At 64.0% G+C, this 26,353-nt stretch carries 22 protein-coding genes and 1 tRNA gene; 12 read left to right on the top strand and 11 right to left on the bottom strand.

Annotation, left to right across the window (positions count from 1 at the left end):
* Positions 1 to 28 precede the first annotated feature (28 nt).
* Together ACLGL5_RS08100 and ACLGL5_RS08095 are read right to left on the bottom strand one after the other, a co-directional pair.
* Entirely contained in the window at positions 29 to 2,413 is a 2,385-nt protein-coding gene (locus tag ACLGL5_RS08100) for a thiamine pyrophosphate-dependent enzyme (RefSeq protein ID WP_245307247.1), read from the bottom strand.
* A 138-nt stretch (positions 2,414 to 2,551) separates the two neighbouring features.
* Positions 2,552 to 3,772 (bottom strand): mandelate racemase/muconate lactonizing enzyme family protein, encoded by a 1,221-nt coding sequence (locus ACLGL5_RS08095; RefSeq protein WP_494372893.1) that lies wholly within the window; start codon positions 3,770 to 3,772, stop codon positions 2,552 to 2,554.
* Positions 3,773 to 3,890: 118 nt separating this feature from the next.
* Here ACLGL5_RS08095 and ACLGL5_RS08090 point away from each other — a divergent pair, with 118 nt between their 5' ends.
* The 4 genes from ACLGL5_RS08090 to ACLGL5_RS08075 are packed head-to-tail and all read left to right on the top strand — an operon-like array spanning position 3,891 to position 7,719.
* Positions 3,891 to 4,685, top strand: a complete 795-nt coding sequence (locus ACLGL5_RS08090) for an SDR family NAD(P)-dependent oxidoreductase (protein WP_069090737.1) — start codon at positions 3,891 to 3,893, stop codon at positions 4,683 to 4,685.
* Between the two features lie 4 nt (positions 4,686 to 4,689).
* Positions 4,690 to 5,538, top strand: coding sequence for a transketolase (locus ACLGL5_RS08085; protein WP_069090736.1), 849 nt, complete (start codon positions 4,690 to 4,692; stop codon positions 5,536 to 5,538).
* Positions 5,535 to 6,524 carry a transketolase family protein gene (locus tag ACLGL5_RS08080; protein ID WP_069090735.1) on the top strand — a complete coding sequence of 330 codons (990 nt, stop codon included), beginning with the start codon at positions 5,535 to 5,537 and terminating at the stop codon, positions 6,522 to 6,524. The genes ACLGL5_RS08085 and ACLGL5_RS08080 overlap by 4 nt, the downstream gene beginning before the upstream one ends.
* A gap of 13 nt (positions 6,525 to 6,537) precedes the next feature.
* A complete protein-coding gene (locus ACLGL5_RS08075) occupies positions 6,538 to 7,719 on the top strand; it encodes a mandelate racemase/muconate lactonizing enzyme family protein (RefSeq protein WP_069090734.1) in 1,182 nt (393 codons plus the stop codon).
* A gap of 4 nt (positions 7,720 to 7,723) precedes the next feature.
* Here the strand turns inward: ACLGL5_RS08075 and ACLGL5_RS08070 are convergent, their stop codons facing one another.
* Entirely contained in the window at positions 7,724 to 8,755 is a 1,032-nt protein-coding gene (locus tag ACLGL5_RS08070) for a LacI family DNA-binding transcriptional regulator (RefSeq protein ID WP_027047628.1), read from the bottom strand.
* Positions 8,756 to 8,999: 244 nt separating this feature from the next.
* Between ACLGL5_RS08070 and ACLGL5_RS08065 the strand changes: the two genes are divergently transcribed.
* The 5 genes from ACLGL5_RS08065 to ACLGL5_RS08045 all read left to right on the top strand — a co-directional run bounded on the left by ACLGL5_RS08065 (position 9,000) and on the right by ACLGL5_RS08045 (position 14,532).
* Positions 9,000 to 10,010, top strand: coding sequence for an ABC transporter permease (locus ACLGL5_RS08065; protein ID WP_069090733.1), 1,011 nt, complete (start codon positions 9,000 to 9,002; stop codon positions 10,008 to 10,010).
* Positions 10,011 to 10,064: 54 nt separating this feature from the next.
* Complete coding sequence (locus ACLGL5_RS08060) at positions 10,065 to 11,039, top strand: sugar ABC transporter substrate-binding protein (RefSeq protein WP_069090732.1); 975 nt, start codon at positions 10,065 to 10,067, stop codon at positions 11,037 to 11,039.
* A gap of 55 nt (positions 11,040 to 11,094) precedes the next feature.
* Positions 11,095 to 12,657 (top strand): sugar ABC transporter ATP-binding protein, encoded by a 1,563-nt coding sequence (locus ACLGL5_RS08055; RefSeq protein ID WP_069090731.1) that lies wholly within the window; start codon positions 11,095 to 11,097, stop codon positions 12,655 to 12,657.
* Positions 12,654 to 13,415, top strand: a complete 762-nt coding sequence (locus ACLGL5_RS08050; RefSeq protein ID WP_069090730.1) for an SDR family NAD(P)-dependent oxidoreductase — start codon at positions 12,654 to 12,656, stop codon at positions 13,413 to 13,415. The genes ACLGL5_RS08055 and ACLGL5_RS08050 overlap by 4 nt, the downstream gene beginning before the upstream one ends.
* A 127-nt stretch (positions 13,416 to 13,542) precedes the next feature.
* Complete coding sequence (locus ACLGL5_RS08045) at positions 13,543 to 14,532, top strand: class I SAM-dependent methyltransferase (RefSeq protein WP_223217825.1); 990 nt, start codon at positions 13,543 to 13,545, stop codon at positions 14,530 to 14,532.
* On the opposite strand, the gene ACLGL5_RS08040 is transcribed toward ACLGL5_RS08045, so the two are convergent.
* Positions 14,518 to 16,176 (bottom strand): methyltransferase domain-containing protein, encoded by a 1,659-nt coding sequence (locus ACLGL5_RS08040; RefSeq protein ID WP_245307014.1) that lies wholly within the window; start codon positions 16,174 to 16,176, stop codon positions 14,518 to 14,520. The two genes, ACLGL5_RS08045 and ACLGL5_RS08040, sit on opposite strands and share 15 nt — an antisense overlap.
* Before the next feature lie 96 nt (positions 16,177 to 16,272).
* Between ACLGL5_RS08040 and ACLGL5_RS08035 the strand changes: the two genes are divergently transcribed.
* A complete protein-coding gene (locus tag ACLGL5_RS08035; RefSeq protein WP_245307012.1) occupies positions 16,273 to 17,550 on the top strand; it encodes a rhamnan synthesis F family protein in 1,278 nt (425 codons plus the stop codon).
* 28 nt (positions 17,551 to 17,578) lie between these two features.
* On the opposite strand, the gene ACLGL5_RS08030 is transcribed toward ACLGL5_RS08035, so the two are convergent.
* The 6 genes from ACLGL5_RS08030 to ACLGL5_RS08005 form a co-directional block, all read right to left on the bottom strand.
* On the bottom strand, positions 17,579 to 18,484 hold the full coding sequence (locus ACLGL5_RS08030) for an aldose 1-epimerase (protein WP_069090728.1): 906 nt from the start codon (positions 18,482 to 18,484) through the stop codon (positions 17,579 to 17,581).
* Positions 18,468 to 19,046 carry an SDR family oxidoreductase gene (locus ACLGL5_RS08025; RefSeq protein WP_019862557.1) on the bottom strand — a complete coding sequence of 193 codons (579 nt, stop codon included), beginning with the start codon at positions 19,044 to 19,046 and terminating at the stop codon, positions 18,468 to 18,470. The genes ACLGL5_RS08030 and ACLGL5_RS08025 overlap by 17 nt, the downstream gene beginning before the upstream one ends.
* A gap of 8 nt (positions 19,047 to 19,054) precedes the next feature.
* Complete coding sequence (locus tag ACLGL5_RS08020) at positions 19,055 to 19,834, bottom strand: SDR family NAD(P)-dependent oxidoreductase (RefSeq protein ID WP_064985212.1); 780 nt, start codon at positions 19,832 to 19,834, stop codon at positions 19,055 to 19,057.
* Positions 19,835 to 19,916: 82 nt separating this feature from the next.
* Positions 19,917 to 20,912 carry an ABC transporter permease gene (locus tag ACLGL5_RS08015; RefSeq protein ID WP_020629113.1) on the bottom strand — a complete coding sequence of 332 codons (996 nt, stop codon included), beginning with the start codon at positions 20,910 to 20,912 and terminating at the stop codon, positions 19,917 to 19,919.
* A gap of 54 nt (positions 20,913 to 20,966) precedes the next feature.
* Complete coding sequence (locus ACLGL5_RS08010; protein WP_038651343.1) at positions 20,967 to 22,505, bottom strand: sugar ABC transporter ATP-binding protein; 1,539 nt, start codon at positions 22,503 to 22,505, stop codon at positions 20,967 to 20,969.
* 115 nt (positions 22,506 to 22,620) lie between these two features.
* The gene (locus ACLGL5_RS08005) at positions 22,621 to 23,583 is read right to left on the bottom strand and encodes a sugar-binding protein (protein ID WP_019862553.1); all 963 of its coding nucleotides are present in this window, start codon (positions 23,581 to 23,583) and stop codon (positions 22,621 to 22,623) included.
* Between the two features lie 607 nt (positions 23,584 to 24,190).
* Between ACLGL5_RS08005 and ACLGL5_RS08000 the strand changes: the two genes are divergently transcribed.
* Positions 24,191 to 25,294, top strand: coding sequence for a LacI family DNA-binding transcriptional regulator (locus ACLGL5_RS08000; protein ID WP_171903236.1), 1,104 nt, complete (start codon positions 24,191 to 24,193; stop codon positions 25,292 to 25,294).
* Positions 25,295 to 25,448: 154 nt separating this feature from the next.
* Positions 25,449 to 26,021, top strand: coding sequence for a hypothetical protein (locus ACLGL5_RS07995; RefSeq protein WP_245307245.1), 573 nt, complete (start codon positions 25,449 to 25,451; stop codon positions 26,019 to 26,021).
* A 34-nt stretch (positions 26,022 to 26,055) separates the two neighbouring features.
* On the opposite strand, the gene ACLGL5_RS07990 is transcribed toward ACLGL5_RS07995, so the two are convergent.
* A tRNA-Arg gene (locus ACLGL5_RS07990) sits at positions 26,056 to 26,132 on the bottom strand.
* Positions 26,133 to 26,353 lie beyond the last annotated feature (221 nt).

Genomic DNA, 26,353 nt, shown 5'->3' with positions numbered 1-26,353 from the left:
TGCCCTTCGGATTTCCTCGGTACGATGATTATTTCTTGATGCCGCCGATGCGGCCGCCCATCGGCACCACGGCGCCGACCGGCTGATCGATGGTGTTGAGCGTCCCGCTGACCGGTGCCTCGATCTCGACCACGGCCTTGTCGGTCTCGATCTCGGCGATCAGTTCGCCTTCCTTGACCGGATCACCGACCGCCTTCAGCCATTTGACGACAGTGCCTTCGCTGACGGTGAGATCACCGAACGGCATTGTGATCGGCTCGTCGTCGCTGGGAGCGGCAGCCGCTGAAGCGGCGGGCAAAGGTTTGGCTGGAGCAGGCGTTGGTTTAGCCGGCGCAGCGCTTTTCAGGCCGACCGTGTACCAATGGTCAGGCACCGGCGGTTGGCCTGACATGACATCGCGCACGCCCTGGGCGATGCGCGCAGTGTCGACCAGCATGGCGCGCTCCAGTACCGGCGCGAAGGGATGCGAGGTCGGCGCGGTGTGCAGCCTTCCGGGCGGGGCGTCGAGTTCGTCGAAGGCGAGTTCGTTGATGGCCTGGGCGATCTCGCCGCCAAGGCCGCACATCGCCCAGGCTTCGTCGACGATGAGCAGGCGATGGGTCTTTCGCACGCTGGCGACGATGGTGTCGATGTCGAGCGGCATGATGGTGCGGGGATCGATCACCTCCGCCTCGATGCCTTCACCAGCCAGCGCCTCGGCAGCCTCCAGCGCGCGCTGCACCATCTGGCCGGCGGCAACGATGGTGATGTCGGTGCCGGCCCGCGCGATGCGCGCGACGCCGAAAGGCACGAAATGCTCGCCGACCGGCACCTCGCCCTTGGAGGCGAACAGCGCCTTGGGTTCCAGCATGATGACGGGATCGCCGGCCCTGAGCGCTGTCTTCATCAGGCCCTTGGCGTCGGCAGGGGTCGACGGCACGCAGACGATAAGGCCCGGCATATGGGCAAAGACCGGATGATAGATGCCGCTGTGATGCGGGCCGGAGCTGCGCAGCGCGCCGGCGCCGACGCGCACCACCATCGGCGCGCTCATCAGGCCGCTGGTCATGTAGCGCAGCTTGGCTGCCTGCAGGAAGATCTGGCCGGCGGTCTCAAAGGCGAAGTCGGCGAACATCAGGTCCGATACGGTGCGCGCACCGGTGGCCGAAGCGCCGACGGCGGCGGCGGTGAAACCCTGTTCGGAGATCGGCGTGTCGACCATGCGCTCGGCGCCGAATTCCTGCCAGAGGTTTTTGGTGTGTGCGAAACTGCCGCCACGCTCGCCGGTGCCCTCGCCGAAATAGAGGATCGCCGGATTGGCGCGCATTTCCTCGGCGATGCCGTCGCGCACCGCTTCGAGCCAACCTTGCGTGCGCGTCTCGCCGACGGCGCGCGGCTGTAATGCGGCCGGCGGATTGATCGGATCGGCGAAGACATGCAGGCGCACCGTCGCCGGATCGGGCTCGGGCGACTTGCGGGCGAAGGTCAGCGCCTCCTCGACCACCTTTTCGATCCGCGCCTCTATTGCCGCGAGCGCCTCGGCATCGGCGATGCCATAGTCCTCGATCAACCGCTTGCGGAACATGTCGATGGGATCGCGCTTGACCCAGGCGTCGAGTTCCTCCTGCGTGCGATAGGTGCCGATGACCGGATCGCCCTCATGGTGACCGACGGTGCGGTAGGTTTTGGCCTCGATGAGCGTCGGGCCCTTGCCTGAACGGGCGCGCTCGGTGGCCTCCTTCATCGCCAGCCAGACGGCGAAGACGTCGTTGCCGTCGACCGCGACCCCAGGCATGCCGTAGGAGGCGGCCTTGGTGGCGATCTCTGGGTTCAGCGTGACCGACTTCAACGGCGTCGCGGTGGCGTAGAGGTTGTTCTCGCAGATGAAGACCGCCGGCGCCCGCTGCACGGCAGCGAAGTTGAGCGCCTCGTGGAAGCCGCCATGGTTGGCGGCGCCGTCGCCGAAGAAGGCGACGCCGATGTCGTCGCGGCCCTGCTGGCGGGCGCTCATGCCGATGCCGACGGCATGGCCGATGCCGGCGGCGACGATGCCGTTGGTGCCGAACAGGCCGACCGAACGGTCGTAGAGATGCATGGTGCCGCCACGGCCGCCGCAAATCCCGTCAACCTTGCCGAACAGCTCGGCCATCACCCGGCCGGGATTGGCGCCCTTGGCAAGTGCGTGGCCGTGGCCGCGATGGGTCGATGTGACCCAGTCGGTTGGCCTGAGATGCGCGCAGACGCCGACGCCTGTCGCCTCCTCGCCGATATAGAGATGCAGGAAGCCTGGCGTTTCACCCTTGCGGCAGGCGATCTGGGCGATGCTTTCGAAGCGGCGCAACAGCACCATGCGTTCGAACAGGTCGAGCAGGATTTTTGGATCGGGCAGGTTTGGAGCGCCCTTGAAATCGTCGCGTGCGCGCGCCGCAGACATTGCCACCAAAGCCTCCCTGAAATGCGTCCGACGCCGGGCGGCAGAGCGCCGGCGGCGAGCTTGTCGGCCGCTCGCTTTGGCGCATCATAGATTATAATAGCATAATGTCTACTGGCTTCGGACAAAGCCGTGCGACGGCTAGAGTTTGGTGATCCGAACGGTCGCGTCGGGCCGCTGAAACAGCTCCGGCCGCAGGCTGAGACCCAGCCCCGGCCCTTCGAGCGGCGCGACGTGACCGTCCTTGACCGGCGGAATGTCGGCGACGATCTCGGTATACCAGCCGGTGAAATAGGCGCGCACCGCCTCCTGGTAGTTGACGTTCGGCAAGGTCGCCGACAGCGCGCAGCTGGCGGCATAGACGATCGGCCCGGTGCAATCGTGCAAGGTCACCGGCAGTTCGCTGGCCTCGGCCATGTTGGCGATCTTGCGCGCCTCGGAGAGGCCGCCGCACCAGGCGAGATCGATCATGATCACGCTGGCCGCGCGCTTGTCGATCAGCTGCTTGAACATCTGCCGCGAGGCCAGCCGCTCGCTGGCGGCGATCGGGATCGAGGTATGGCGGGCAAGCTCGGCCATGGCGTCGAGCTCATTGTAGCGGATCGGCTCTTCCAGCCAGGCGACGTCATGGGCTTTCAGCGCCTCGGCAATGCGCAGCACCGGCGGCAAGGTCCACAGGCCGTGCAGCTCGACCATGATTTCCATTTCGCGGCCGACGGCGTCGCGGATTTTCTGGAAAGGCTCCAATGCCTTGTCCAGATCGGCCAGCGAAATGCGGGTGCCGTTCGACGCTTCGGCGGCGATGTCGAACGGCCATATCTTCATCGCGCCGATGCCTTCGGATTTCAGGCTCCTGGCGAGATCGCCGGCATTGTAGCGCCAGGCGAGTAGGTCCTCGTAGGGGCCTTCGTGGGAATCGCCAGGCTTGAGCGACCAGTCCTCGCCCCGCTCGAACAGGGCGTTCTTCTTCGTGGCGCGGACATGCTTGTAGCCGGCGCAGGTGTTGTAGATCGGCACGGTCTTGTGGGTGCGCCCGCCAAGCAGCCGCCAGACCGGCTCACCAAGCGCCTGGCCATAGATATCCCACAGCGCGATGTTGACGGCGGAGTTGCCGCGTACCTCGGCGCCGGAATCGCGCGCGCCGACATAGACGCTGCCCAGCGTGCGATCATGCAGCTCGATGTCGCGCGGATCCTTGCCCAGCAGATAGGACGCGACATTGTCGTGGATGTAGGCGGCGACCGGCCCCGGCGCCCAGAACGTCTCGCCGGTGCCGATCAGGGCGGCATCGGTGTGGACGCGCAGCCAGAACAGGAAGGGAAACTCCGCCAGCTGCAGCGTTTCGAGCGCGACGACTTTCATCTTCTTCTCCCCATTGCAGCGGACCATACGGTCGATGGGACAATAGCACATCGCCGTTGACAGCCATTTATGGTACCGGTATCAATTCCGTCAAGATGGCCACCGGGAGGGTGTTTTCTTGCCAGCCGAACATCACAATACGCCGCCACGAAGAACACTCGTCACCGGTGCCGCCAGCGGCCTCGGTCGCGAGGTGGCGATCCAGCTGGCGCGGCGCGGCTGTGTCGTCGCGGTCACCGACATCAATGGCGACGGCCTGGCCGAGACCGCCAGGCAGATCGGCGAAGCCCGCGCGGAAAGCGAGAGCATCGTCAGCGACTTCACCGGGGAAGGAGCGCCGGAGGCGGCGGTGGAGAAAGTGGTGGCGCGCTGGGGCGGCATCGACATCCTCGTCAACAATGCCGGCTATGGCGTGATCGAGCCCTTCCTCGACGCCACCTTCAAGGCCTGGACGCGCACGCTGGCGCTCAATGTCACCGCCCTTGCCATGGCCTGCAAGGCCGCCGGGCGGGTGATGCGCGAGCAGCGTTCGGGGCGCATCATCAACATCACCTCGCCGGGTTCGCGCATGGCGCTGCCCGACTATACCGCGTATACGGCGAGCAAGGCCGGGGTCGATTCCATCACCCGCGCCGCGGCGGTAGCGCTGGCGCCCTATGGTGTGCTGGTCAACAGCCTGGCACCGGGCATGATGGACACCGACATGCAGCGCTCGACCGAGGTCGACCTCGCCCGCGCCAATGGCCGCAGCGACCTGCAGGCCTTCCTCGACGAGCGCACCCGCCGCATCCCGCTCGGCCGCCGCGCCGAGATTGCGGAAGTCGCGGAAGCCGTCGTCTGGCTGTGCCTCGATGCGCCCAAATACATGACCGCCGAGCGGCTCAACATGTCGGGCGGGCTCGACAAGGACTGATCAGATGCTGCGAAACTCCCCACCCGGCAGCGCCGATATCGGCGCGCTCGAACGCAAGGCGATACAATTGCGCCATCACATGCTGACCATGGCGCGCGGCCAGGGCCAGGGCTACATCGGCCAGGGCCTCGGCATCGCCGATGTGCTGGCCGCGCTCTACTTCCACGAACTGCGCTACGACCCGCACAATCTGGCGTGGGCCGACCGCGACCGCTTCCTGTTGTCGACCGGGCATTATTCGATCGCGCTGTGGGCAGCGCTGGCCGAGGCCGGCATCATCCCGGTCGAGGAACTTGCCACCTATGGCGCCGACAACAGCCGGCTGGAGATGTCGACGCTCGACACGACGCCCGGTGTCGAGGTCATCGGCGGCTCGCTCGGCCATGGGCTGGGACAAGGCGTCGGCCAGGCACTGGGCCTGCGCATCGACAAATCCGAGGCGCGCGTCTTCGTCGAACTGTCCGATGGCGAAATGCAGGAAGGCTCAACCTGGGAAGCGGCGATGTCGGCCAGCCATTTCAAGCTCGACGGGCTGGTGGCGCTGGTCGACTGCAACGGCATCCAGGCCGACGGGCCTGTCGTGCTCGATATGGAGCCGGTGGCCGACAAATGGCGCGCCTTCGGCTGGCAGACATCGGAGATCGACGGCAACGACATGAAGGCGGCGGTCGGCGCACTGGCCGATGCGCGCGAGCGAAACGGCAAGCCGAAGGCGATCGTGCTGCGCACGCTGCCTGGCAAGGGCGTGCCGCGCATCGAAACCTCCGAGAAATCGCATTTCTTCCGCATCGACGTGGCGCAATGGGACGGCATCATCGCCGAGTTCGAAAAAACCGCGGGAGCAGCCCAATGAGCGGCGCGGCGACGGAGGCCGGCCGCACGCTGGCCATGGGTCAGGACGAAGCTGTTGGCGGTGGCCGGCAAAGCGTGGAGGCGCCGTTTGGCAAGGCGCTGGCACGGCTCGGCCAGAACCGTCCCGACATTGTCGGGCTGACCGCCGACCTCGGCAAATACACCGACATCCTGCCGTTCCGCGACGCGTTCCCCGACCGCTTCTTCAATGTCGGCATGGCCGAGCAGAACCTGGTCGCTGTCGCCGCCGGGCTGGCGCGTACCGGCAAGGTGCCGTTCGCCACCACCTATGGCGTGTTCGCGACAAGGCGTGCCTATGATTTCGTCGCCATCGCGCTCGCCCACTCCAACCTTAACGTCAAGATCGTCGCCGGCCTGCCGGGACTGACGACCGGCTATGGCGGCACGCATCAGGCGATCGAGGATCTGGCCCTGATGCGCATGATCCCCGGCCTGACCATCATCGACCCCTGCGACGCGACCGAGATCGAAGCGGCGACCGAGGCGATCGCCGAGCGTCACGGGCCGGTTTATATGCGGCTGCTGCGTGGCAACGTGCCTGTGGTATTTGAAGCCGGCTATCGTTTCGAAATCGGCAAGGCGCGGCAGCTTCGTAAGGGCTCCGATGTCGGCATCATCTCGACCGGCTTCATGACCGAGCGGGCGCTGGATGCGGCGGACGCGTTGCGAAAACAGGGCATCTCCGCCGGCCTGCTGCATGTGCCGACCATCAAACCGTTCGATGCCGAGGCGGTGGCCGCGTTCGCAGCCGGCGTCAGCCACATCGTCACAGCGGAAAACCATGTTGTCGTCGGCGGCCTGGCCAGCCTCGTTGTCGAGACCTTGTTCGACGCCGGCATAGCGAAGAAAGTCACCCGCATCGGCTTGCCCGACCGCTACATCGAATGCGGCGCGGTGCCGACCCTGCAAGCGAAATACGGCCTGACATCAGAGGCTGTCGTCGCCGCGATCATAGCCCTGGGTTAGGACACCACCGCGCATGAAAATCACCGAAATCGAGACCTTTGCCGTCGGCGCCGGCTGGAAGAACTGGCTGTTCGTCAAGGTCCATACCGACAAGGGCATCCATGGGATCGGCGAAGGCACGCTGAACGGCTTCATCAAGACCACCGAAGCCGGCGTGCACGAGCTCAAGCATCTCGCCATCGGCCAGGATCCGCGCCGCATCAATGCGCTGGCCAAGCGCATGCTGGATAGTGTCTCGCTCGACGGCGGCCACATCCATCGCACGGTGATCGCGGCGATCGAGGTTGCCTGCTGGGACATTCTGGGCAAAAGCCTCGGCGTGCCGATCCACCAGTTGCTCGGCGGCCAGGTGCGCGACAGCGTGCTCGGCTACGCCAATGGCTGGTACCGCACCGAGCGCACGCCGGAGGCCTTCCTCGAGGCCGCCAAGGCGGTTCTAACCAAGGGGTTCAAGGCGTTCAAGCTCGATCCGTTCGGCACAGCGCAAGGTTTTATCTCGCGCGAGGAATTGGAGCTTTCCTACGCGATCTGCCGAAAATTGCGTGATGAACTGCCTCGGGACACGCTGATCCTGATCGACGTGCATGCGCGCTTCACCGAGATCGCCGCCCTGCAGGCAGCGCAGAAATTTGCCGATCTCGACATCTTCTGGTGGGAGGAGCCGACCTCGCGCGACCGGCAAGAGACGGTGCACGAAGTGGCGCATCGCTCACCGATCCCCGTGGCGACCGGCGAAATGTACGACACGGTCGGGCAATTCTACACGCTGGCCGCAGGTGGGGGCGTCAACATCTTCCAGCCCGAACCGATGTCGCTCGGCGGTATCGCGCCGTCCATGCAGGTGGCCAACCTCGCGCTTGCTCATGGCAGCCACATCGCCCCGCACCAGAGCGGCGGACCGGTAGCGACGGCGGTGTGCCTGCAGCTGGCGGCCGCGGTGCCGAACTTCCTCATCCAGGAGCACTTCGACGCTTTCAACGACCCGTGGACGCGCGATCTCGTGACCTGGCACCCGACCGTCGATCCGGACAATGGCCATCTGTCACTGCCCGACGCGCCAGGCCTCGGCATCGATCTCAACATCGAGGCGATCAAGAACCACCCTTACGATCCCAACGCCTATCTCAACGTCCATGCGGAAGGATGGGAAAAACGGCTCGGGCGGCGGGAAGAAGCGGGGCAGCGTGGCCTCTAATCCGTCACGCGCTTTCGCGATCGACGATCTCGAAGCCGAGGCTGGTGATGGTCGGCACCTTGGTGTCGCCGCCGAGCCGTGCCAGCAATTGCCGCACCGCACGGCGGCCCATCTCGTAGCGGTTGACCTTCACCGTGGTCAGCGGCGGATAGAGCTGCGCGGCGAGATCCATGTCGCCATAGCCGGCGATGGCGATCCTGCCCGGCACCGCCCAGCGCCGGCGGTGGCATTCCTGCACGGCGCCGACCGCGAGCGTGTCGCTGGAAAAGAAGATGGCATCGATATCCCGGTGGCGGGAAGTCAGCGTCACCAGCGCCTCGGCACCGCCCTGCGCGGTGATCGGCACTTCGACCTCCATGTCGGCATGGTTCTTGATCCCGAGTTCCGTCAGGGCGGCGTGGTAACCGGTGCGGCGCTGCCGCAGGCGGTCATTGCCGTGGATCGGCGTCGAGACGAAGCCGATGCGCTTGTAGCCCTTGGCCGCCAGATGCATGGTCATGGCATAGGCGGTCTCGAAGTTGGAGACGCCGACCACCATGTCGATCGGCTTGCGGCCCTTGATTTCGGAAATTTCGACCACCGGGGCGCCGCTGCTCTTCAGCAATGCGCGCGCGGTCTCGCTTTGCACGAAGCTCTGCAGGATCATGCCGACCGGGCGCCAGCCGAGCAGGTTGCGGATCGACTTCTCCTCGGCCTCCTGCGTGAACTCGCCTTGCACCAGGAGCATCGAGTAGCCGCTCTCATGGCATTCGTCGGACATGCCTTGCACCTGTTCGGCAATGCCCGAATTGATCAGCGGCGGCACGACAGTGCCGATCATGCGGCCGTTGCCGCGCATGCTGGACGCAAGCCGGTTGGGTACGAAGCCGGCCTGTTCGATGGCTTCCAGCACTTTGGCGCGCGTTTCCGGCGAGACCATGTCGGGATTGGACAGCGCGCGCGACACCGTCATCGGCGCCACACCGACACGCTTGGCGATCTCGCGGACGCCGAGGCGTTGCGGCTTCTTTTCGCCCGCCGGCGGCTTGTCGACCATCACCCTGCTCCAAGAAAGCGCTATCCACCAAGGCAATGTCCTGCGGATCACGCCGAAACGTCCATTCATAGCGGTTGCCGAGAGTGCTTTCCAGCGATGGACCCAGCTATGCACCGCCAGAAAATTTCAGCGTTGACAAGTTATAATATTATAATCTTAATGGCCGAGAGGAGCGCGCCAGGATCGGCGCGGGCGCATGGGGCCGGCCGCAAGAGCGGCAACGGTCGCTGCCAGGGAGGTCGGGATGAACAGCGCGGCTGAGGTGAGCGCGCCGCCCAGGGACGCGCGATCGTTCCGGCGGCGACTGATCGGCTTGATTGCCGTCGGTGAGGTCGGCGTGCTGGCGGCCATGGCTTTGCTGATCGCCTTCTTCTGGCTGCTCGAGCCGGCCTTCCTGTCGGAGCGCAACGTCCGCGCCATTCTCAACGTCGTCTCCTTTGTCGGCATCATCGCCATCGGCCAGACCATTCTGCTGGTCGCCGGCGAGTTCGACCTGTCGGTCGGCTCGGTGGCCGGACTGTCGGCCGTAGTCGCCGCCAAGCTGATGACCGCGGCCGCCCTGCCAGTGAGCGTCGGCATTCTCGGCGGCATCGGCGTCGGCGCGCTGATCGGCCTCCTCAACGGCTTGATCGTCGTCAGGCTGGGCATCCCTGCCTTCATCCAGACGCTCGGCATGCTGTTCATCGGCCAGGGCCTGATCCAGGTGGTGACGGGCGGCTATCCGGTCTATCCGCTGCCCGAGGCGATCAACACCATTGGCGGCACCGATCTCGCCTTCGGTCTCGGCTGGAGCTTTGCCTTCTTCATCGTCGCCGCCCTCGTTGCCGACTTCGTGCTGCGGCGCACCGTGCTCGGGCGCAACATGTATGCCACCGGCGGCAACAAGGAAGTGGCGCATCTCGTCGGCATCAACACCAGCGCCTACAAGATCGGCGCCTTCATCACTGTCGGCGCGCTGTCGGCGATCGCCGGCATGTTCGTCATGGCCGATCTCGGCAGTGGCGGCACTTCGATCGGCAGCGGCTGGGAACTGACCGTCATCGCTGGTGTCGTGGTCGGCGGCGTCAGCCTGTTCGGCGGCGCCGGCACGGTGGCCGGCGGCGTCGTCGGCATCCTGATGCTGAAAGTGGTGCAGAGCGGCCTCGTCGTCATTGGCGTCAACTCCAACTGGCAGCAGATCGCGGTCGGCGTGATCATGGTCATGGCTGTCGGCCTCGACATAGTGCGGCGCCGCTACTTCATTGCCGGCGCCTGAGAGGCCGCGGATATTGCGCCGGCAAAAATGCCGGCGAACCAAGGGAGGTAAGGCATGAAAATCCATTTGAAAAAGCGGCTGATCCGAACCGCATTGTTGGCGGCGGCACTCGCCACCTCGCTCGGCTCGGCGAGCCTGGCCCGGGCGGCGGACATCCACCTGCTCTGGGTGCAGGCGATGAAGGATCACCCGGTGCACCGGCTGATGCAGGCGGGCTTCCTCAGCAAGTGCAAGGAACTTGGCTACACCTGCGAGGTGGTCGGCGACCCGAGCGCCACCAACTGGGATATTCCGGCGACCTTGCCGCTTGCCGAGGCCGCCCTTGCCCGCACCAAATACGACGCGATCGGCGTCTACGGTCCCGATCCGGCCATCTATTCCTACATCTCGAAACTGGCCAAGGAAGGTTTCCCGATCGTCACCTGGCACGTCCTGCCGCCCGAAGGGACCGTCAACGGCCTGAAAGCGGCAACGGGAGAGAACATCGCCGAAGCGGGAACCAATGCCGCGATCGCGATCGGCGACAAGCTCGGCGGCAAGGGCACCGTAGCGTTGACGCAGGGCGCTTCCAACGACACCGAAAACGCCATGTCGGATGCCTTCCGCAAGACCATCGCGGCGAAATATCCAGGCATCAAGGTGCTCGACACGCAGATGGAAGGCTTTGAGCCGTCGGCGGCCGAGGCAAAGGCGGTGGCGATCCTGCAGGGCAATCCCGATGTGACCGCCGCCTTCGGCACCACCGGCAACAGCATCCAGACCTGGTCGGGCGCCGCCCGCAAGGCCGGACGCGACGTCGTCATCGTCGGCATGGACTATATCAGGCAGAATCTCGATCTGGTGAAATCCGGCGCCGCCTACGGCATCGTCGCGCAGCCGCTCTATGAAGAGAGCGCCAAGGTCGCCGAACTGCTCGGCGATCTCGCCCAGGGCAAGACCGTGCCTTACAGCAATCCGCTGCCGGCAAAGGTGATCACCGCAGCTGATCTCGATCCCTATTACAAGATGCTGGACAGCGCCGGCCAGTAACACCTGCCGCCGGGCCCGCGCCTTGCAGGCCCGGCGCTTTCCGAAGGGATGCGCCTTGTCAATCACCACCCAAGCGCCGCTGTTTTCGGCCACCGCCATCGCCAAGAATTTCGGCGGCGTGCAGGCGCTGCGCGGCGTCGATTTCGATGTCGTGGCCGGCGAGATCCACGCCTTGCTCGGCCAGAACGGCGCCGGCAAGTCGACGTTGGTCAAGATCCTCAACGGCGTGCATCCGGCCGGTTCCTACACCGGCACGATCCAGCTCGACGGCCGGCCCATCAGCTTCGCTTCGCCGGCCGATGCGCGATCGAACGGCGTAGGTTACGTGCCGCAGGAAATCGAGGTGCTCGAACAGCTGTCGGTCGCCGAGAATGTCTTTGCCGGCCGCACCGGGCTGGGCACCGGCATGCTGGTTTATCAGCGCAAGCTCGAGCAGCGGGCCGGCGAAATCTTTGCCGACCTCGGCATCGACATCAACCCCAGGGCCTATGTCGCGTCGCTGACCTCGGCGCAGCGTCATCTGGTGATGATTGCGCGTGCCATCGTCACGAAGCCACGCGTGCTGATGCTGGACGAGCCGACGGCCTCGCTCTCCGGCACCGAGGTCGATGCGCTGTTCGCCGTGCTGCGCCGCCTGAAGGCACAAGGCGTGGCGATGATCTACATCACCCACCGCCTGCCCGAGGTGCTCGCCATCTGCGACCGCGCCACGGTGCTGCGCGACGGGCAGGTGGCGGTACGGATCGCGCGCGAGGACTTCGATGCCGAGACCTTCATCTTCTCGATGTCGGGTCAAAGGCTGCAGCGGCTGTTTCCTGAACATGCAGCACCCGTCGGCGCGCCGACGGCGCTGGAGGTGCGCCATCTCACAGTCGCCGGCCACAGCGGCGCGGTCCATGGCGCCAGGGATATCAACCTGTCCGTGGCGGCGGGCGAAATCGTCGGGCTGGCCGGGCTGCTGGGCTCGGGCCGCAGCGAGATCCTGCACGGCATCTATGGCCGCGTTCCCGTAGAGGGCGAAGTCCGGGTCACCGGCCAGACCGTGTCGATCAAATCGCCCAGGGATGCCCGCGCGGCCGGCATTGCGCTGCTGACGGAAGATCGCAAACGCGACGGCCTGCTGTTCAACCTGCCGGTCGGCGCCAACATCACCATCGGCAATCTCGCGCCTCTGTCGCGTCACGGCATGGTGCGCGGCGGACTGGAGCGGAGCTCCATCCTCACCGCCATGCGCGCGCTCAACGTCAAGGCGTCGTCGCCGCAGGCCGTGGTCACCCATCTGTCGGGCGGCAACCAGCAGAAGCTGTTGTTCGCCCGTGTGCTGATGCGGGCACCGAAAGTGCTGCTGCTCGACGAGCCGACCAAGGGCGTCGACGCGGCGACCCGGCACGAAATCTACCGGCTGGTGGTTGAACTCGCCGAGAAGGGCGTGGCTTTGCTGATCGTCGCTTCCGAACTGGAAGAGCTGATTGGCCTTTGCGATCGCTGCCTCGTGGTCGCCGACGGGCGCATCGTCGACGAATTTGGCCGTGGCGAAGGCGGCGAGGACCGCGTGCTGCGCTCGGTGACTGCGGCGCAAGCGGAACGCCACGCTGTGGCTGCACAGGTTTCAGCATGATGTTCGCCGGCAAACGTGTTTTCGTCACGGGGGCTGCGACCGGCATTGGCCGGGCGACCGCGGAGTACCTCGCCGACGAGGGTGCCAGGGTTTTCGGCGCCGGACTGGACGGCGCGGAGGGCAAGGCCCTTGCCGGCCGCTATGGCAAAAGCCAGTTGATCTTCCGCGAGTGTGATCTCACCCGCGAAGCGGAGGTTCAGTCGGCAGCGACGGCAGCCACCAAACGGCTTGGCGGGCTCGACGCCGTCGTCAACTGCGCCGGCATCTACCCCACCGGCAAGCGGCTTGAAGACGTTTCCGACGCGGAGTGGGAAAAAACCATCGCCGTCAACCTCACAGCCATTTTCCGGGTCTGCCGCGCGACCTTGCCGCTGCTGCGCGCGGCCGGCGGCGGCTCGATCGTCAACATCGCGTCCGTCCACGCCGATGCCACGGTTCCCGGCGTGCCCGCCTATGCCGCGACGAAGGCGGCGGTCGCCGGCCTGTCGCGGCAGATGGCGCTCGACTATGCCGTCGACCGCATCCGCGTCAACGCCGTGCTGGTCGGCTCGGTCGCCACCCGCATGACGCTGGACGGGCTGGAAGCGGCCGGCGGCGCCGAAGCGCTGGGCCTGTCCTTCGAGCCCAACAGGATTGCCCGCATCGCCAACCCTTCCGAGGTCGCCACGGCAATAGGCTTCCTGATCTCGGACGCCGCGTCCTTCGTCACCGGCAGCGCCATGCAGGTGGATGGCGGCCTGCTGGCGCGGCTTCTCTAAGCCTAAACGCAATCGGCTGGTTGACTGAAGATCCGATTATCCTGCCCCTTCAGTTTGCCGCGCACAGGCGCTACCCTGCCAGGGCACGGAATTCCGCAGCCATGGCTGTAGCGGGGGGCAAGCCACCATGAACATGGACTCGACCATTGCTGGTCCGACACCACATTTGACCGCCCCGGCCATCGGTAGCGAGCTTGTTTGCATCGTCGATCGCAGTTCGTGTTTCCATGGCGCGATTCACGTTTCAGGATTCACGTTTTCCGCAAAATCCCCTGTCATTGGGGTCGCCTTGCTTCTGCCGGATGGCCGCACAGTCGTCCTGTCGCAAACTGGCCTTCCCAGTGCGGATTTGAGTCGTCTCTATGGGCGACTTGCGGCGTCGTGCCGATTTGACGAGCGGGTCTTTACGGGGCTGGACAACGCTCAGATGCTGGATGTGAAACTCGAAATAAGATTGGCGGACGGGTCGAAGGAAGTGCGCCCGCTTGCGGCGGCAGATCCGAACGATCCGATACTGCCCCTGGTAAACAGATTCTTTGCCGAGTTGCGGTCACGTTCCGGCGGACATTTGCTGGAGATCGGTTCGCGCAACCGGACCGGTGCAATGTGGCGCAACAGCCTACCGCCGGGCTGGGTCTACACCGGTTTCGATATTCTGGACGGCGAGAACGTCGACATCGTTGGAGACGCCCATGAGGCCAGCCGCTTTCTGCCTCGCAAAACCTATGACGCCGTCATGTCATTTGCGGTGTTCGAGCACCTCCTGATGCCCTGGAAGGCCGCGATCGAAATGAACCGGGTTCTCAAGACAGGCGCTCTGGGGATTATCCTGGCGCCGCAGACATGGGCTCTGCACGAAGAGCCGTGCGACTATTTTCGGTTTTCGAGTCACTCCTGGAAGGCCTTGCTCAACAGATCGACCGGGTTTGAAATCATCGAAGCCATCGATGGTGTGCGGGCATACATCGTGGCCCGAGTGCACAACATATCGACGCATTTTGGCGAGATGCACACCGGAGCGTTGATGTCGGCCGTCCTGTTTCGCAAGACAGGTGAAACAAAATTGGATTGGCCGGTCTCGCTTTCCGACGTTGCCGAAGATCTATACCCTTTTTAGAACCTTTTTAGCGGTTGGTAAGGGCCGTGGTTCTTTACGCGTAGCCTTGGGGCTGCGCCTCGCCAGGATCGACAGCGACGGACCATGCTCGTTGTCCGCTGTCTCGTGTGCGACCGCCAGATCGTCGAACCCCAGTTTAGCCAGACCCCACAGCAGATCGTCGCGATGTATCCAGCGCGGTACCGGGTCCATGCCTCCGCAAAATGTCGATGCGCCAAGCGGTCCGTAGGGGCGCGGATAAAGCGTCACCGTTCGGCCGTGCCAGTCGCGTTGCTCTGGCGCTCCAAGCGCCGCGCGCCGCCGGTCACCGACCGGCATCGCATTGTCGTCGACGACGTGAGTCCACAAAAACAGGCGATCGGTTCGGTCCGCCAACAAGTCCAGCACGTGCAGCGGGTCCGTCATATGATAGAGAACACCGCTGGCTACGATCAGCGGCCAATGCTTTGTTTCACTCTCCAGGAAGGGCACAAAATTGCCGAGCCGAAAGCTCGCGTCGCGCAAGCCAAGGATTTCCTTCGCGACCAGACAGCGAAGAAAGGCATCGCGATTGGCCTCGATGGCCAGAACCGACCCTGCACCTTGGGACAACAAAGTTGCGGTATGCGCCGCCTCCAAGGGACCTAGTTCGAGGACTTGCTTCCCGTTGAGCCAGCCACCCAGTTTCTCCGCGAGCCAAAGTATGCGTGGGTCCTCGTGCAGATGGGATGTGCCCGCCTGCAAGCCTTGCGCTGCCGGGAACGCGGTGACCCATTGGCCCTTGAATGCATCAATCGCATTTTGGGCTGACGGCGCTGATCCGATGTACACGGGAGGATCGACAACGGCCGCAGCGATGTGTTCAGGCCCGGCTTCGTTGATCGCGTCGAGCGCCAGGGCCAGTCTGTCGGGACTATGCGTCGCCGGATTGGCGGACATCACCGCAAAGAACTCGCACCCTACAGTCGGGTAAAATTGCTCTTCACGAAGTCCCAGGACTCCTGCTGCGTGCAAATCGGCCATGGCCAGGCGGAAACTGGACGGCGTGAAGACCCAGGCGTGACAGTCGACATAGTCGTCTCCTTGCCTGGTTGCCATCGCGTAGCCTGCTTGAGGCGTTCCGGCGAAAGCATACTCTCCCTTGAACCCTTCCAGCCAGACCTGCACACCTCCGCGCGTTCCATGCGATGCATGATGATCGAACATGGCCGCCGTGCCATGCCTTTTTTGCCCTGCCACATAGGCGGCCAACAGATGGCCCGCGGTACAACTGGGCCGCAGATAATCGAAGGTGTATCGACGATCCGGAATCAAGAGATACACCCGCCCACCCGGCTTGAGTGCCCGTTCGCAGCGTTGGAGGAAATGAACAGGGTCCGTGAGATGCTCAAAGACGTGACTGGCCACTATGAAGTCGAAGCCCTCGCCAGTCAGGTCGAGTTGTCTGAATTCGCCTCCATCGTCGATGGCATCTACCGTTTCAAGCCGTGAAACGTCGACGCCGATCGCAGCGTATTTCGAGCGCAATCCGTCGGCATCGGTATGATCGACAACGAGCGTTTTGTAACCTTCGGCCTTGGGCAATATGGGCGAGTATGAAGCGCCAATCTCGATGCCGCGTCCATTCTTGCCGATTGCCGTTCGGATAGTCTTTCGGAAGTCCAAGTTCGCATCCCCCGCACCGAGCGTTGCACGTCATGAGTAGACCATTTCACAGCGTCGACTGAAGTGTTATCTGTCGGGGCCGGGGGGCGCGCGGCCATGAAAAAGATCGGGCAAATTGCGAACTGGGCGGCCGCAGGAGCGTATGTTCTGGCCGCCAAGATAATTCAGTTCCCAGGCATTCTGGCCGAACGCGAGCCGCGATTTGTTTCCGATGAGACCGTGACGCCGGCAATTGGCAATTGTTATGCGATCGTCGTCAAATATCACCTCATTGGGATTACGAGCGACTTTCTCGACCTCCTGGCGACGCTTCGTCGCCAACATGTCAACGCCATTGTTGTCTGCAATGGCGATCTTCGTCCGGATGAACTCGTGACCTTAAGGGCATTTGCGCACCGCATCCTTGTGCGTAACAACATTGGCCGTGACTTCGGAGCCTACCGTGCCGCGACCTTGCATCTGGCGTCGGAGGAACTCCGACCCGAACGTATGATTTATCTGAACGATAGTGTCATTTACATTGCCGGACCTGGCTTGGACTCAATGATCAAAGCTCTGCTTCAGAGCGACTATGACGCCGTTGGCACCTACGAGAACCATGAGTTTGCCCATCATATGGGCAGCTACGCATTTAGTGTCGCCGGCAAAGTATTCGCCGATGCACAGATTCGGCGATTTTGGCGAGGGTACAGGCCCTACGACATTCGCCCCCACGCGATACGGAAGGGAGAACTCGGCTTTTCGCAATGCCTGGAGCGTTGTGGCTACCGGGTTGATGTTATCTATTCCGCCGACAAGCTCGCGCTTCGGCTCGACAAGATGTCGATCTCCGAGCTGGTAGCAACACTTCGTTACGTCCCTTATGGCGCGCTTCGCGGTTACGATCTTGGCCCGCTTCTGAAAGGCGCTCAAAGAACCGGACAAATGCTGGCGGGCAATCCCAAATCAAAAAGGCGTGGAGAAAAACGCGGAAAGGACTCCACCATTCTCGAACAGGAATCGCGAACGCCTACAATATCGGAGTTTGGCAGGTTTTCGGCCGAAACAAAGGCCCGACTTGCGGAAGCCGAGAAAAATGCATCCGTGGCCATTCAGATTAAACAAGAGACGCTGGTCAATCATATGATTGGGACCATCATCAATGGCAGCCAAATACACTTCGGCTTCGGGCTCTTTCATCGGGTGATGGATAGTCCTTTGGTGAAGCGCGACCTACTTATTCGCGGGATTTTGCTTGAACATGACTGTGCTCGGATCCTCGAACATCTGACGCCGCCACGGCGGGAGCCGATCATGCGCGAGTTGTTGAACCGTGGGCGGGCCGTCAATGTGCGTGGCATGCGCCGCTTCAAACTCAGGAATGGGCTTATTTAGACGATCATCGCCGTTAGGCGCACCCGTCTCATGCCCCGGCCTCAAGCGAAAAGGGCGTGAAACAGACGGTGCCGGCAGCACTTTCGCCCTGGGCGAGGACGATGATGCCCTCGTCCGCATCATCCCATCGGCCACGGTTGAAGGCGCCGGAGGCGTTGGTCTGCGGCTCGACGCAGAAATATGGCTTGGCCGGATCGGCGTAAAACATCAGATGCTTGAAGATCGGGTCGGCCTTCATACGCAGTCCCGCGCCGCGAGCCGGAAAGCGCAGCGTCGCTTCACCGCCCCAGCCGCCATAGTCATTGTTGCGCCAACCACCCGGGAGGGGTCTGCCTTCGGCAAAGTCGAGTTCGGGCGGCAAGGTGACGGGATCGCCTGAAATGCCGTCGGGCTCTTCGAGATAGAAACGCCTGGCGTTGAACTGCACCGTCACGTCCGGATCGCGATCGAACCAGGGATGCAGTCCAAAACCGAACGGCGTGGCGACCGGACCGGTGTTGGTCAGGGTCATGGTCACGCTCAGCCCCTCATCCGAAACCGCGAAAGCCTGGGTCGCGCGATAGGAATAGGGCTCGGCTCCGGCGGCGATGTCCAGCGACAGGGTGGCGTTGGCGGCACCTGCCCCGGTGACATCCCAGGCGTGCTGCCAACCGCTGCCATGGACGTTGAATTTCTCGGGCGGATTGTTGGGCAGGACCTGCTGGCGTTTTGCGCCGAAGTCGAAGGCGTTTCCGGCGATGCGGTTGGCATAGGGCGTCATCGGAAACATGGCGACGCCAAGCACGTTGCCGGATCTGCGATCATCTTCCGAGAGCCGGCGCATAAGATCGATGCCGCGCCAGCGCAGCGAACTCACGGAGCCGCCGATTTGCGGCACCAGCGCGACTTCGAGCGCTCCCGATCCGATGCTCAGCAATTCAGAAATTGCGGCCATAGCCTGCCGTCCAGCCACCGTCGACGCCCAGCATCTGGCCCGTCGTGTACGTGTTGAGCGGATCGCAGAAGAACAGCACGGCCGCGACCGCTTCCTCGATGCAGCCGGCGCGGCCGACCGGCGTGTGGCTGAGCATCGCCTTGTCGCCCGAGACCATGGTTTCGTCCTCGACCGCGCCGAAGCCGACGGCATTCACCAACACCTTCGGCCCGAACTCCATGGCCAAGGCACGCATGCCGGCTAGAATCGCCGCGTTCTCCATGGAAAAGCGCGGATGACGGCGCATCGGCATGCCGGCGGTGGCCGAGATCAGGAAGACGATGCGCCCGCCACCGCGCTCGGCCATGGCCACGGCCGCCCTGCGCGCATCGGCATGCTGGCAGCGTGGATCCTGCATCGTCGTTCCCGGGCGCAGCGGGTTGGACATCAGCAGGATGTCGGCGGCATCCCCTGCTTCGAGGACCGTGCCGCCATTGGCACGCAGTGCGGCAAGCACAGCGTCGACGATCGGGTTGGTCTCGCCATCGAGGGCCACCGCGGCGCCGTTGAGATCGATTTCCATCGGGCCACTCACATCATGTATCCCGCCGTCCAGCCGCCATCGACGGCCAGCACCTGGCCGTTGACGTAGCTGGCGGCCGGCGAGGCCAGGAACAGCACCGCCTCGGCGATCTCCCGTGGCTCGGCCGGGCGGCCGAGCGGCACATGGGCCAGGAATTCCTGCGTGCGGCCGGCGAACTTGCCGTCATCGCCGTAGAACAGCTTGGCGGTCAGCGCCGTCATCACCGAACCCGGGGCGACCGCGTTGGTCAGGATGCCTTTGGCGCCGAGTTCGATCGCCATAGACCGCGTCAGATGGATGATGCCGGCCTTGGCGGCGACGAACGGGCTCTGCAGGCGCATCGCGGCAAGGCCGACGACCGAGGCGATGTTGACGATGCGCCCGCCCCTGCCGGCGGCGAGCATGGGACCGAGTGCCGCCCGGCTCATAATGTAGAGGCCGTCGAGATCGATGCCGGTGATGCGGTCCCATTCCTCGGCCGGGAATTCGTCTATTGTGACACGATGCGCCAGCGTGTTGACGCCGGCATTGTTGATGAGGATGTCGAGGCGGCCGTAACGCTGCATGATCGCGGCTATCGCGCTGCCGACCGATGCGGCATCACGGATGTCGGTGGCGCAGGCCATGGCATCGGTCAAGCCGGCCGCGACCTGGCTTGCGCCCTCGCCGTTGATGTCGGCGACGACGACCGCGGCACCATTGTCGGACAGGCGCCTGGCGATGGAACTGCCGATGGCGCCAGCCGCTCCCGTGACCAGCGCCACCTTGCCTCGCAAATCGCAGCGCATGTCCCGCACACCCCCCGAGCAATACCGGGTATGCTATTATAATATCTACAGGAGTCGGGCAAGCGGCAGCGTCGCCCCGCGATTATTCCGCCGGCGCGCCGGCAACGTTCTTGCGGGCGGCATCGACCATCAGCCGCCGTGCGCGGAACACACCCCATTGCTGGTCGACGAGCACGCCGATGAGGATGACGCCGCCCATCACCGCGAAGTTGAGCGAGGACGGGATGCCGAGCAGATTGACGAGATTCTGCAGCTCCTGCAGCAGCACGGTGCCGAGGATGACGCCGATCAGCGAGCCCTCGCCGCCACGCAGCGAGAAGCCGCCGAGCACGGCGGCGGCGATGGCGTAGAGTTCATAGAACTGGCCATGGCTGGCCGGCGAGATCGAGCGCGTGTACATGGCGAAATAGATCGCCGACAGCGCCGTCAGCACGCCGCAGATGACGTAAGCCGCCATGACGATGCGGCCGGTGCGGATGCCGGAATATTTCGCCGCCTCCTCATTCTTGCCGATGGCATAGAGATAGCGGCCGAACACCGAACGGTGCAGCACCACCCACATGACGATGGCGATGACGATCAGCGCGATGAAGCTGTTGGGCACGCCATAGGAACGTCCGGCTGTCAGGAATTCGAGCTCGGGAAAATTCTGGCCGAAGGCGAAGCCGGCGGTGCCGTCGGCGGTGTAGAAGCGGGCGACGCCGCGATAGATCAAGAGGCCGCATAAGGTGACGACGAAGGGCTGCAGCTTCAGCCTGGTGATAAGCCAGCCATGCACCAGGCCGATGATGGCGCCAAGCGCGATGATCAGCACGAAGGCCAGCGGCCAGTCCAGCTCGCGCACGGCGATGAAATCGATGAACAGCGTTCCCAGCAGCGCCACCACCGATCCGACCGACAGTTCGATGCCGCCGGTGATGATGACGAAGGCCTGGCCGATCGACAGGATGCCGAACAGGCCGATCAGGTTCGAGGTGTTGGCAAGGTTGATCGGCAAGAGGAAGCGCGGATTGATGATGGCCACGATCGCTCCGACCACCAGGATCAGGATCAGCAGGCCGAGATCTTTCTTGCTCATCGTCGTCTCCCCAATGCCTGCCTGAGCAGGTTGCGCGGTCTCGCAGCGCAAAAACTATTTAGGCTGCTTGCCCACAGCCAGCAGCAGCACGTTTTCCTGGCTGAACTGGTCCTTGTCGAGAATGCCCGAAATCTGGCCCTCATGCATGACGGCGATGCGGTCGGACACGCCGATCACCTCTTCCATGTCGCTGGAGATCATCAGCACGGCGACGCCTGCATCGGCCAGCGCGCGCATCAGCCCGTAGATTTCCGCCTTGGCGCCGATGTCGATGCCGCGCGTCGGCTCGTCGAGGATCATCACCTTCGGGTTCATGGCCAGCCACTTGCCAAGCACGACCTTCTGCTGGTTGCCGCCCGACAGCGTGCCGGTGCGCGTCTGCACCGAAGGCGCCTTGATGCCGAGATTTCTCTTCTGCTTCTCGGCGGTTGCCGTTTCAGCGCTTGCCGACACAAGCGAGCGCCTGGCATGCGCCGGCAGATTGGGCAGCGAAATGTTCTGTGCGATCGACAGATCGAGCAGGATCCCGGTCAGCTTGCGGTCTTCCGGCACCAGGAAAATGCCTTGCGCGACGGCATCGGCCGCCGAACCCAGCACGAGCGTCTTGCCGTCGAGCTCGAGCGTGCCGCCAAGGCTGCCGTCGATGCCGAAGAACACGCGGGCCAGTTCGGTGCGGCCGGAGCCGACAAGGCCGGCAAGGCCGAGGATTTCGCCGCGCCTGACATCGAGGTCGACGGGCCGGCTGGGATAGGTGGGGGTGCGGACGGCCTTGGCCGCAAGTGCCACGGCGCCGGGCGCGCGCGCAGCCTCGGAGGCCTTTTCGCGCTCCTTCAGCATGCGGCCTATCATCAGCTTGACCATCTGGTCGTGATTGATGTCGCGCTTGCCCAGCGTGCCGGCCAGCATGCCGTCGCGCAGCACGACAACGCGGTCGGCGACCCGCTCGACCTCGTGCAGGCGGTGCGAAATGAAGATGACGCTGATGCCGTCGGCCTTCAGCGCCTTGATGACGTCGAGCAATTTGTCGGTCTCGGCGAGCGGCAGGCTGGATGTCGGCTCGTCGAGGATGACCAGCCTTGCCTTGATCGACAGCGCCTTGGCGATCTCGACCATCTGCTGCTGCGCCAGCGACAGGTCGGCGACCTGCGCATCGGCGGAGAAATTGGCGCCTACGCGCTTCAAGAGCGGCGCCACCATCTCGCGCAGCTTCGAGCGGTCGACGAGTTTCAGCGGCCCGGCGCGCAGCGGCTCGCGGCCGAAGAAGATGTTGGCGGCGACGTCGAGATTTTCGAACAGATTGAGTTCCTGGTGGACGAAGGCGATGCCCGAGCCCAGGCTGCCTTCGACGCTCAGCCCCTTATGGGCGGTGCCGTCGACCGTGATCGTCCCGGTGTCCGGCGTGGTGACGCCGCCGAGGATCTTCATCAGGGTCGACTTGCCGGCGCCATTCTCGCCGACGAGGCCGATGACCTCGCCCGGCCTGACCTCCATGGAGAAGCCATCCAGCGCGACGACGCCCGGATAGGTCTTGCGCACGCTCTCGAGGCTGAGGAACGGCGTCGTCGCTGCGATGGATGTATCGGAATAGTTCATCATGCCTGACAGCAGTTAGCGGGCCGGCCTTCCGGCAGACTGACGATCCTCGAAGGGTTCGTCAATGCGCGCAGCCGGCTCAAGCGAAGTTGAGCCGGCTGAACTGCCTGTGGTCTTACTTTCCGGCCATCGCCTTCAAATTGGCGGCGTAGGCGTCGACATCATCCTTGCCGATGATCTTGGTGGGGATGATGATGAGGTTGCCGGCCGGGATGCCCGACTTGTCGCCCTTGAGATAGGCAGCCATCAGCTTCATGCCCTGATAGGCCCATTCGAAGGGCTGCTGCACGACAGTGGCGGCAACGGTGCCTTCCTTGACGCCGCCCAGCGTGATCGGATCGTCATCGAAGCCGACGACGGTGATCTGGCCGAGCTTGCCGGCATCGCGCAGCGCTTCATAGATGCGCGGCGTGTTGTAGGAATAGAAGCCGACCATGCAGGTGACGTCGGGGCTGGCGACCAGCGCGTCCTCGACATTCTTCTTGGCGCGCGCCTGGTCGATATCGTCGCCACGCACGTCGACGAGTTCGATCTTGGTGCCGGCCAGGCCATCCTTCATGCCCTGGATACGCTCCTTGGCATTGTCGGCGCCGAGCAGGCCGACGAAGCCGAGGCACTTGCCGCCATTGGGCATCGCCTTCTTGGCGATTTCGGCGGCCTGCTTGCCGGCATCGACGTTGGACGAGCCGATATAGGCGACGCGCTTGGTCTGCGGCGCGTCGCTGTCGGTGGTGAACAGCGCGGTTTCAGACGCGATCTTGTTCAGGCCGTCGGTCGAGGTCTTGGGATCGACGGCCGAGACCATGATGCCCTTGACGCCGGCCGTCACCAGATCGTCCATCAGCCGCTGCTGGATGGCGACCGAGGATTGTTCGGGATATTTGAGTTCGAGATTGTAGTCGGGCAGTTCGCCCTGCGCCTTCTTGACGCCGGCTTCGGCCGCTTTCCAGAAATCGGAAGCGCCGTTGACGACGAAAGCCAGTGTCGGCTTGTCGTCGGCGCGCGCGATGGCCGTCGCCGTCAGGCCGACAACCAGGGCCGCGGCGGCCACGGATGCATTGCGTATCAAGGACTTCATGTTCAACCTCCCTTTTTGGTTCAGCCGTCGGGCTGGACCGTCTTGCTCACTAGAATTGCGTGCTCACCTGAATTTGCCGTTTGCGGCTTGGATACCCCCTCCTCCTCAGGGTTTCCCGGCACTCACAAGAATGGCCTCGTTCCAGCCACGGTTGCAGACTTTAGAGACTCATCCTTCGTTCGTAAATAGTCCGATTTGTCTGACATATCACATATCCGAGACAAGGCTCGCGGAGGCAATCTCCGCAAGCCATCGGACCATTGACGTTCGCTTTCCCGCCGCTCCGGACCCAACAAGGCCGGGCGCGACGGATTGACGTTACAGCGCATTTTTGTATTAGTAAACACTATTAGTTTTCAGCCGATATTCGGGTACAGCATGGCGCCACCGCGAACGGTGCACCGACGAACCCATGCCCTGGCCGCACGACGCAAGAAGCCGTGCAGCCATTACTGTCCCTGCGCATAAGGAGCCTGATGATCGATGGACCACACGGCCGCTAATAGATATAAACGAAGCGGCGGTTTCTATAAACCGGCACCGCCGAGCCATCTTGTCGGACCGGCAGGCGGCCGCTAGACAGACCGTGATTGGGGACACGAACGCCATGAGCGAGACCAGGGATTCGGCCATCGAGACGGTCAAGCGCCGCAAGGCGCCGGCCAAGCCCAAGGGGCGGGTCACCATGACCGATATCGCCCGAGCCGCCGGCTGCTCGCAGGCGACCGTTTCCTTCGTGCTCAACAATTCGCCGGGGATCAAGCTGTCGCAGCAGACCCGCGAGCGGGTAATCGAGGCCGCGAGGGCGCTTGGCTACAGCGCACCCGCCTTCTCGGCGCTGCGCAAGCCTGTTGCCGCCTTCGACGGGCTGGACGGGGTGATCGGCTTTGCCGTCGACCAGCTGGCGACCAGCCCGGAGGCGGTGGTGGCGATCGAAGGCGCGCGCCAGGCTTCGTGGAATGCCGGCAACGTGCTTCTGGTGGCGCAGACCATGGGCGACGCCGTGATGGAGCCGCGCGCCATCCAGGCGCTGACAAGGCGGGGCATTTCGGCGCTGATCTACATGACCATCTTCACCCGCGAGATCACCGCGCCCGACTTCCTCTACAGCCTCGACATTCCGGTGATCCTGCTCAATTGCTATACGGCCGACTATGCCTTCCCCGCCGTGGTGCCCTCCGAGATCGCCGGCGGCCAGAACTCGACAAGGCACCTGATCAGCCACGGCCACCGCCGCATCGCCACCATCACCGGCGAGCCCTGGATGCAGGCGGCGCAGGACCGGCTGAAAGGCTACCGCCGCGCGCTCGCCACCGCCGACATTCCCTTCGACCCGGAGCTGGTGGTCGAGGGCGACTGGTCGGCAAGTGCGGGCTACGCCGCGACCGTCAAGCTGCTCGCGCTCAAAGACCGCCCGACCGCCATCTTCTGCCAGAACGACCGCACCGCGATCGGCTGCTACGAGGCGCTGAAAGAAGCCGGCCTGCATATTCCGCAGGACATCTCCGTGGTCGGTTACGACGACGAGGAAATCGCCCGGCATCTGTTCCCGCCGCTGACCACTTCGATCCTGCCGCACATGGCGATGGGCCAATGGGCGATCGAACAGCTGGAATCACCGACGGCGCCCGGACAGGGGCGCTATCCGATCACCAAGCTGGAGTGCCCGCTGGTGGAGCGGGAGAGTGTGCGGGCGGTGGCGGGAGGCTGAGGCAAGGCGGCCTAGCCATGCCGTTGCGCGGAGCGGCCGGCATTCTTTTGATAGCCTACCAGGGGCAATCGTCACTCCAGCATGTGGCCGGGCAGTATGCGGCCGGGCAATTGTCGATCATACTCGGGCCATGACGAGTCCGGGCTTGCGCTGTGTGCAGGTATTCGCGGCTTTGCTGGCCGCGAGCTGCCCGCGCGCCTTGGCCGACGGGATCTTCGAAGCCGGCGCCTACTCCTTCTCCGACGAACGCGGCGGCTTCCGGATCCTTTCGGCCACGGGCGCCGGGACCCGCGACGACCCGATCGTGGTCACCGAGGAACTGGACACCGCCGACCCGGTGACGCTGACCATCCGCGCCGCGCGGCCGATCCAGCCCTTCGGATCGACGGGCAACTACGCGACCGGCTTCTTGCCGCTAAAGATCGTCACCCGCAACAACAGCGGCGAGGCCTGGATCGAATTCGGATTCGAGCTGCAGGCGATCCTGAACGCGCCGAGCGATTATGGCGACGGGCTGTCCTTCGACCAGGCGCAGCGCGTGGACAACATGATCAAGTCCGACAGCTTCGCCGAATTCAAACGCGACTTCGAACCCTATGACCGGCTGCTGTTCAGCAAGGGCAAGGTCGACCCGCAGGAGAGTGCGTCGTTCTCGTTCCTGGTGACGGACTTTTCGCCGAAGGATCGGTTTTACCTGGTGGAGGAGCCGAGGGTGCCTTCGTCGTAAGGGAGTCTGCGGACTGTAGCGCTGGTGCAAGGTCTGGCGCACCCGACAGGATTCGAACCTGTGACCTCTGCCTTCGGAGGGCAGCGCTCTATCCAGCTGAGCTACGGGTGCTTTCAGGATCGACAATCCGGAAAACGAACCAGCCGGCGAACCGGCAAGTCACGGCTTCTTAGCGGAAGCCGGCGCGGGCTTCAACGGGCAATTGGCGATTGAGCGGCGTCCTGTGAAGGGGGTGGGGTGGGTTAGTGCTCTAACGGGTGCGCTTGTTGGATATGGCGCTCCCCCTCTCCGTCTCGGCTTCGCCGAGCCACCCTGCCGGGGCGAGCCACGGG

The sequence above is a fragment of the Mesorhizobium sp. U510 genome (genome assembly GCF_059180695.1).
This window is presented reverse-complemented; position numbering and strand designations above follow the sequence as displayed.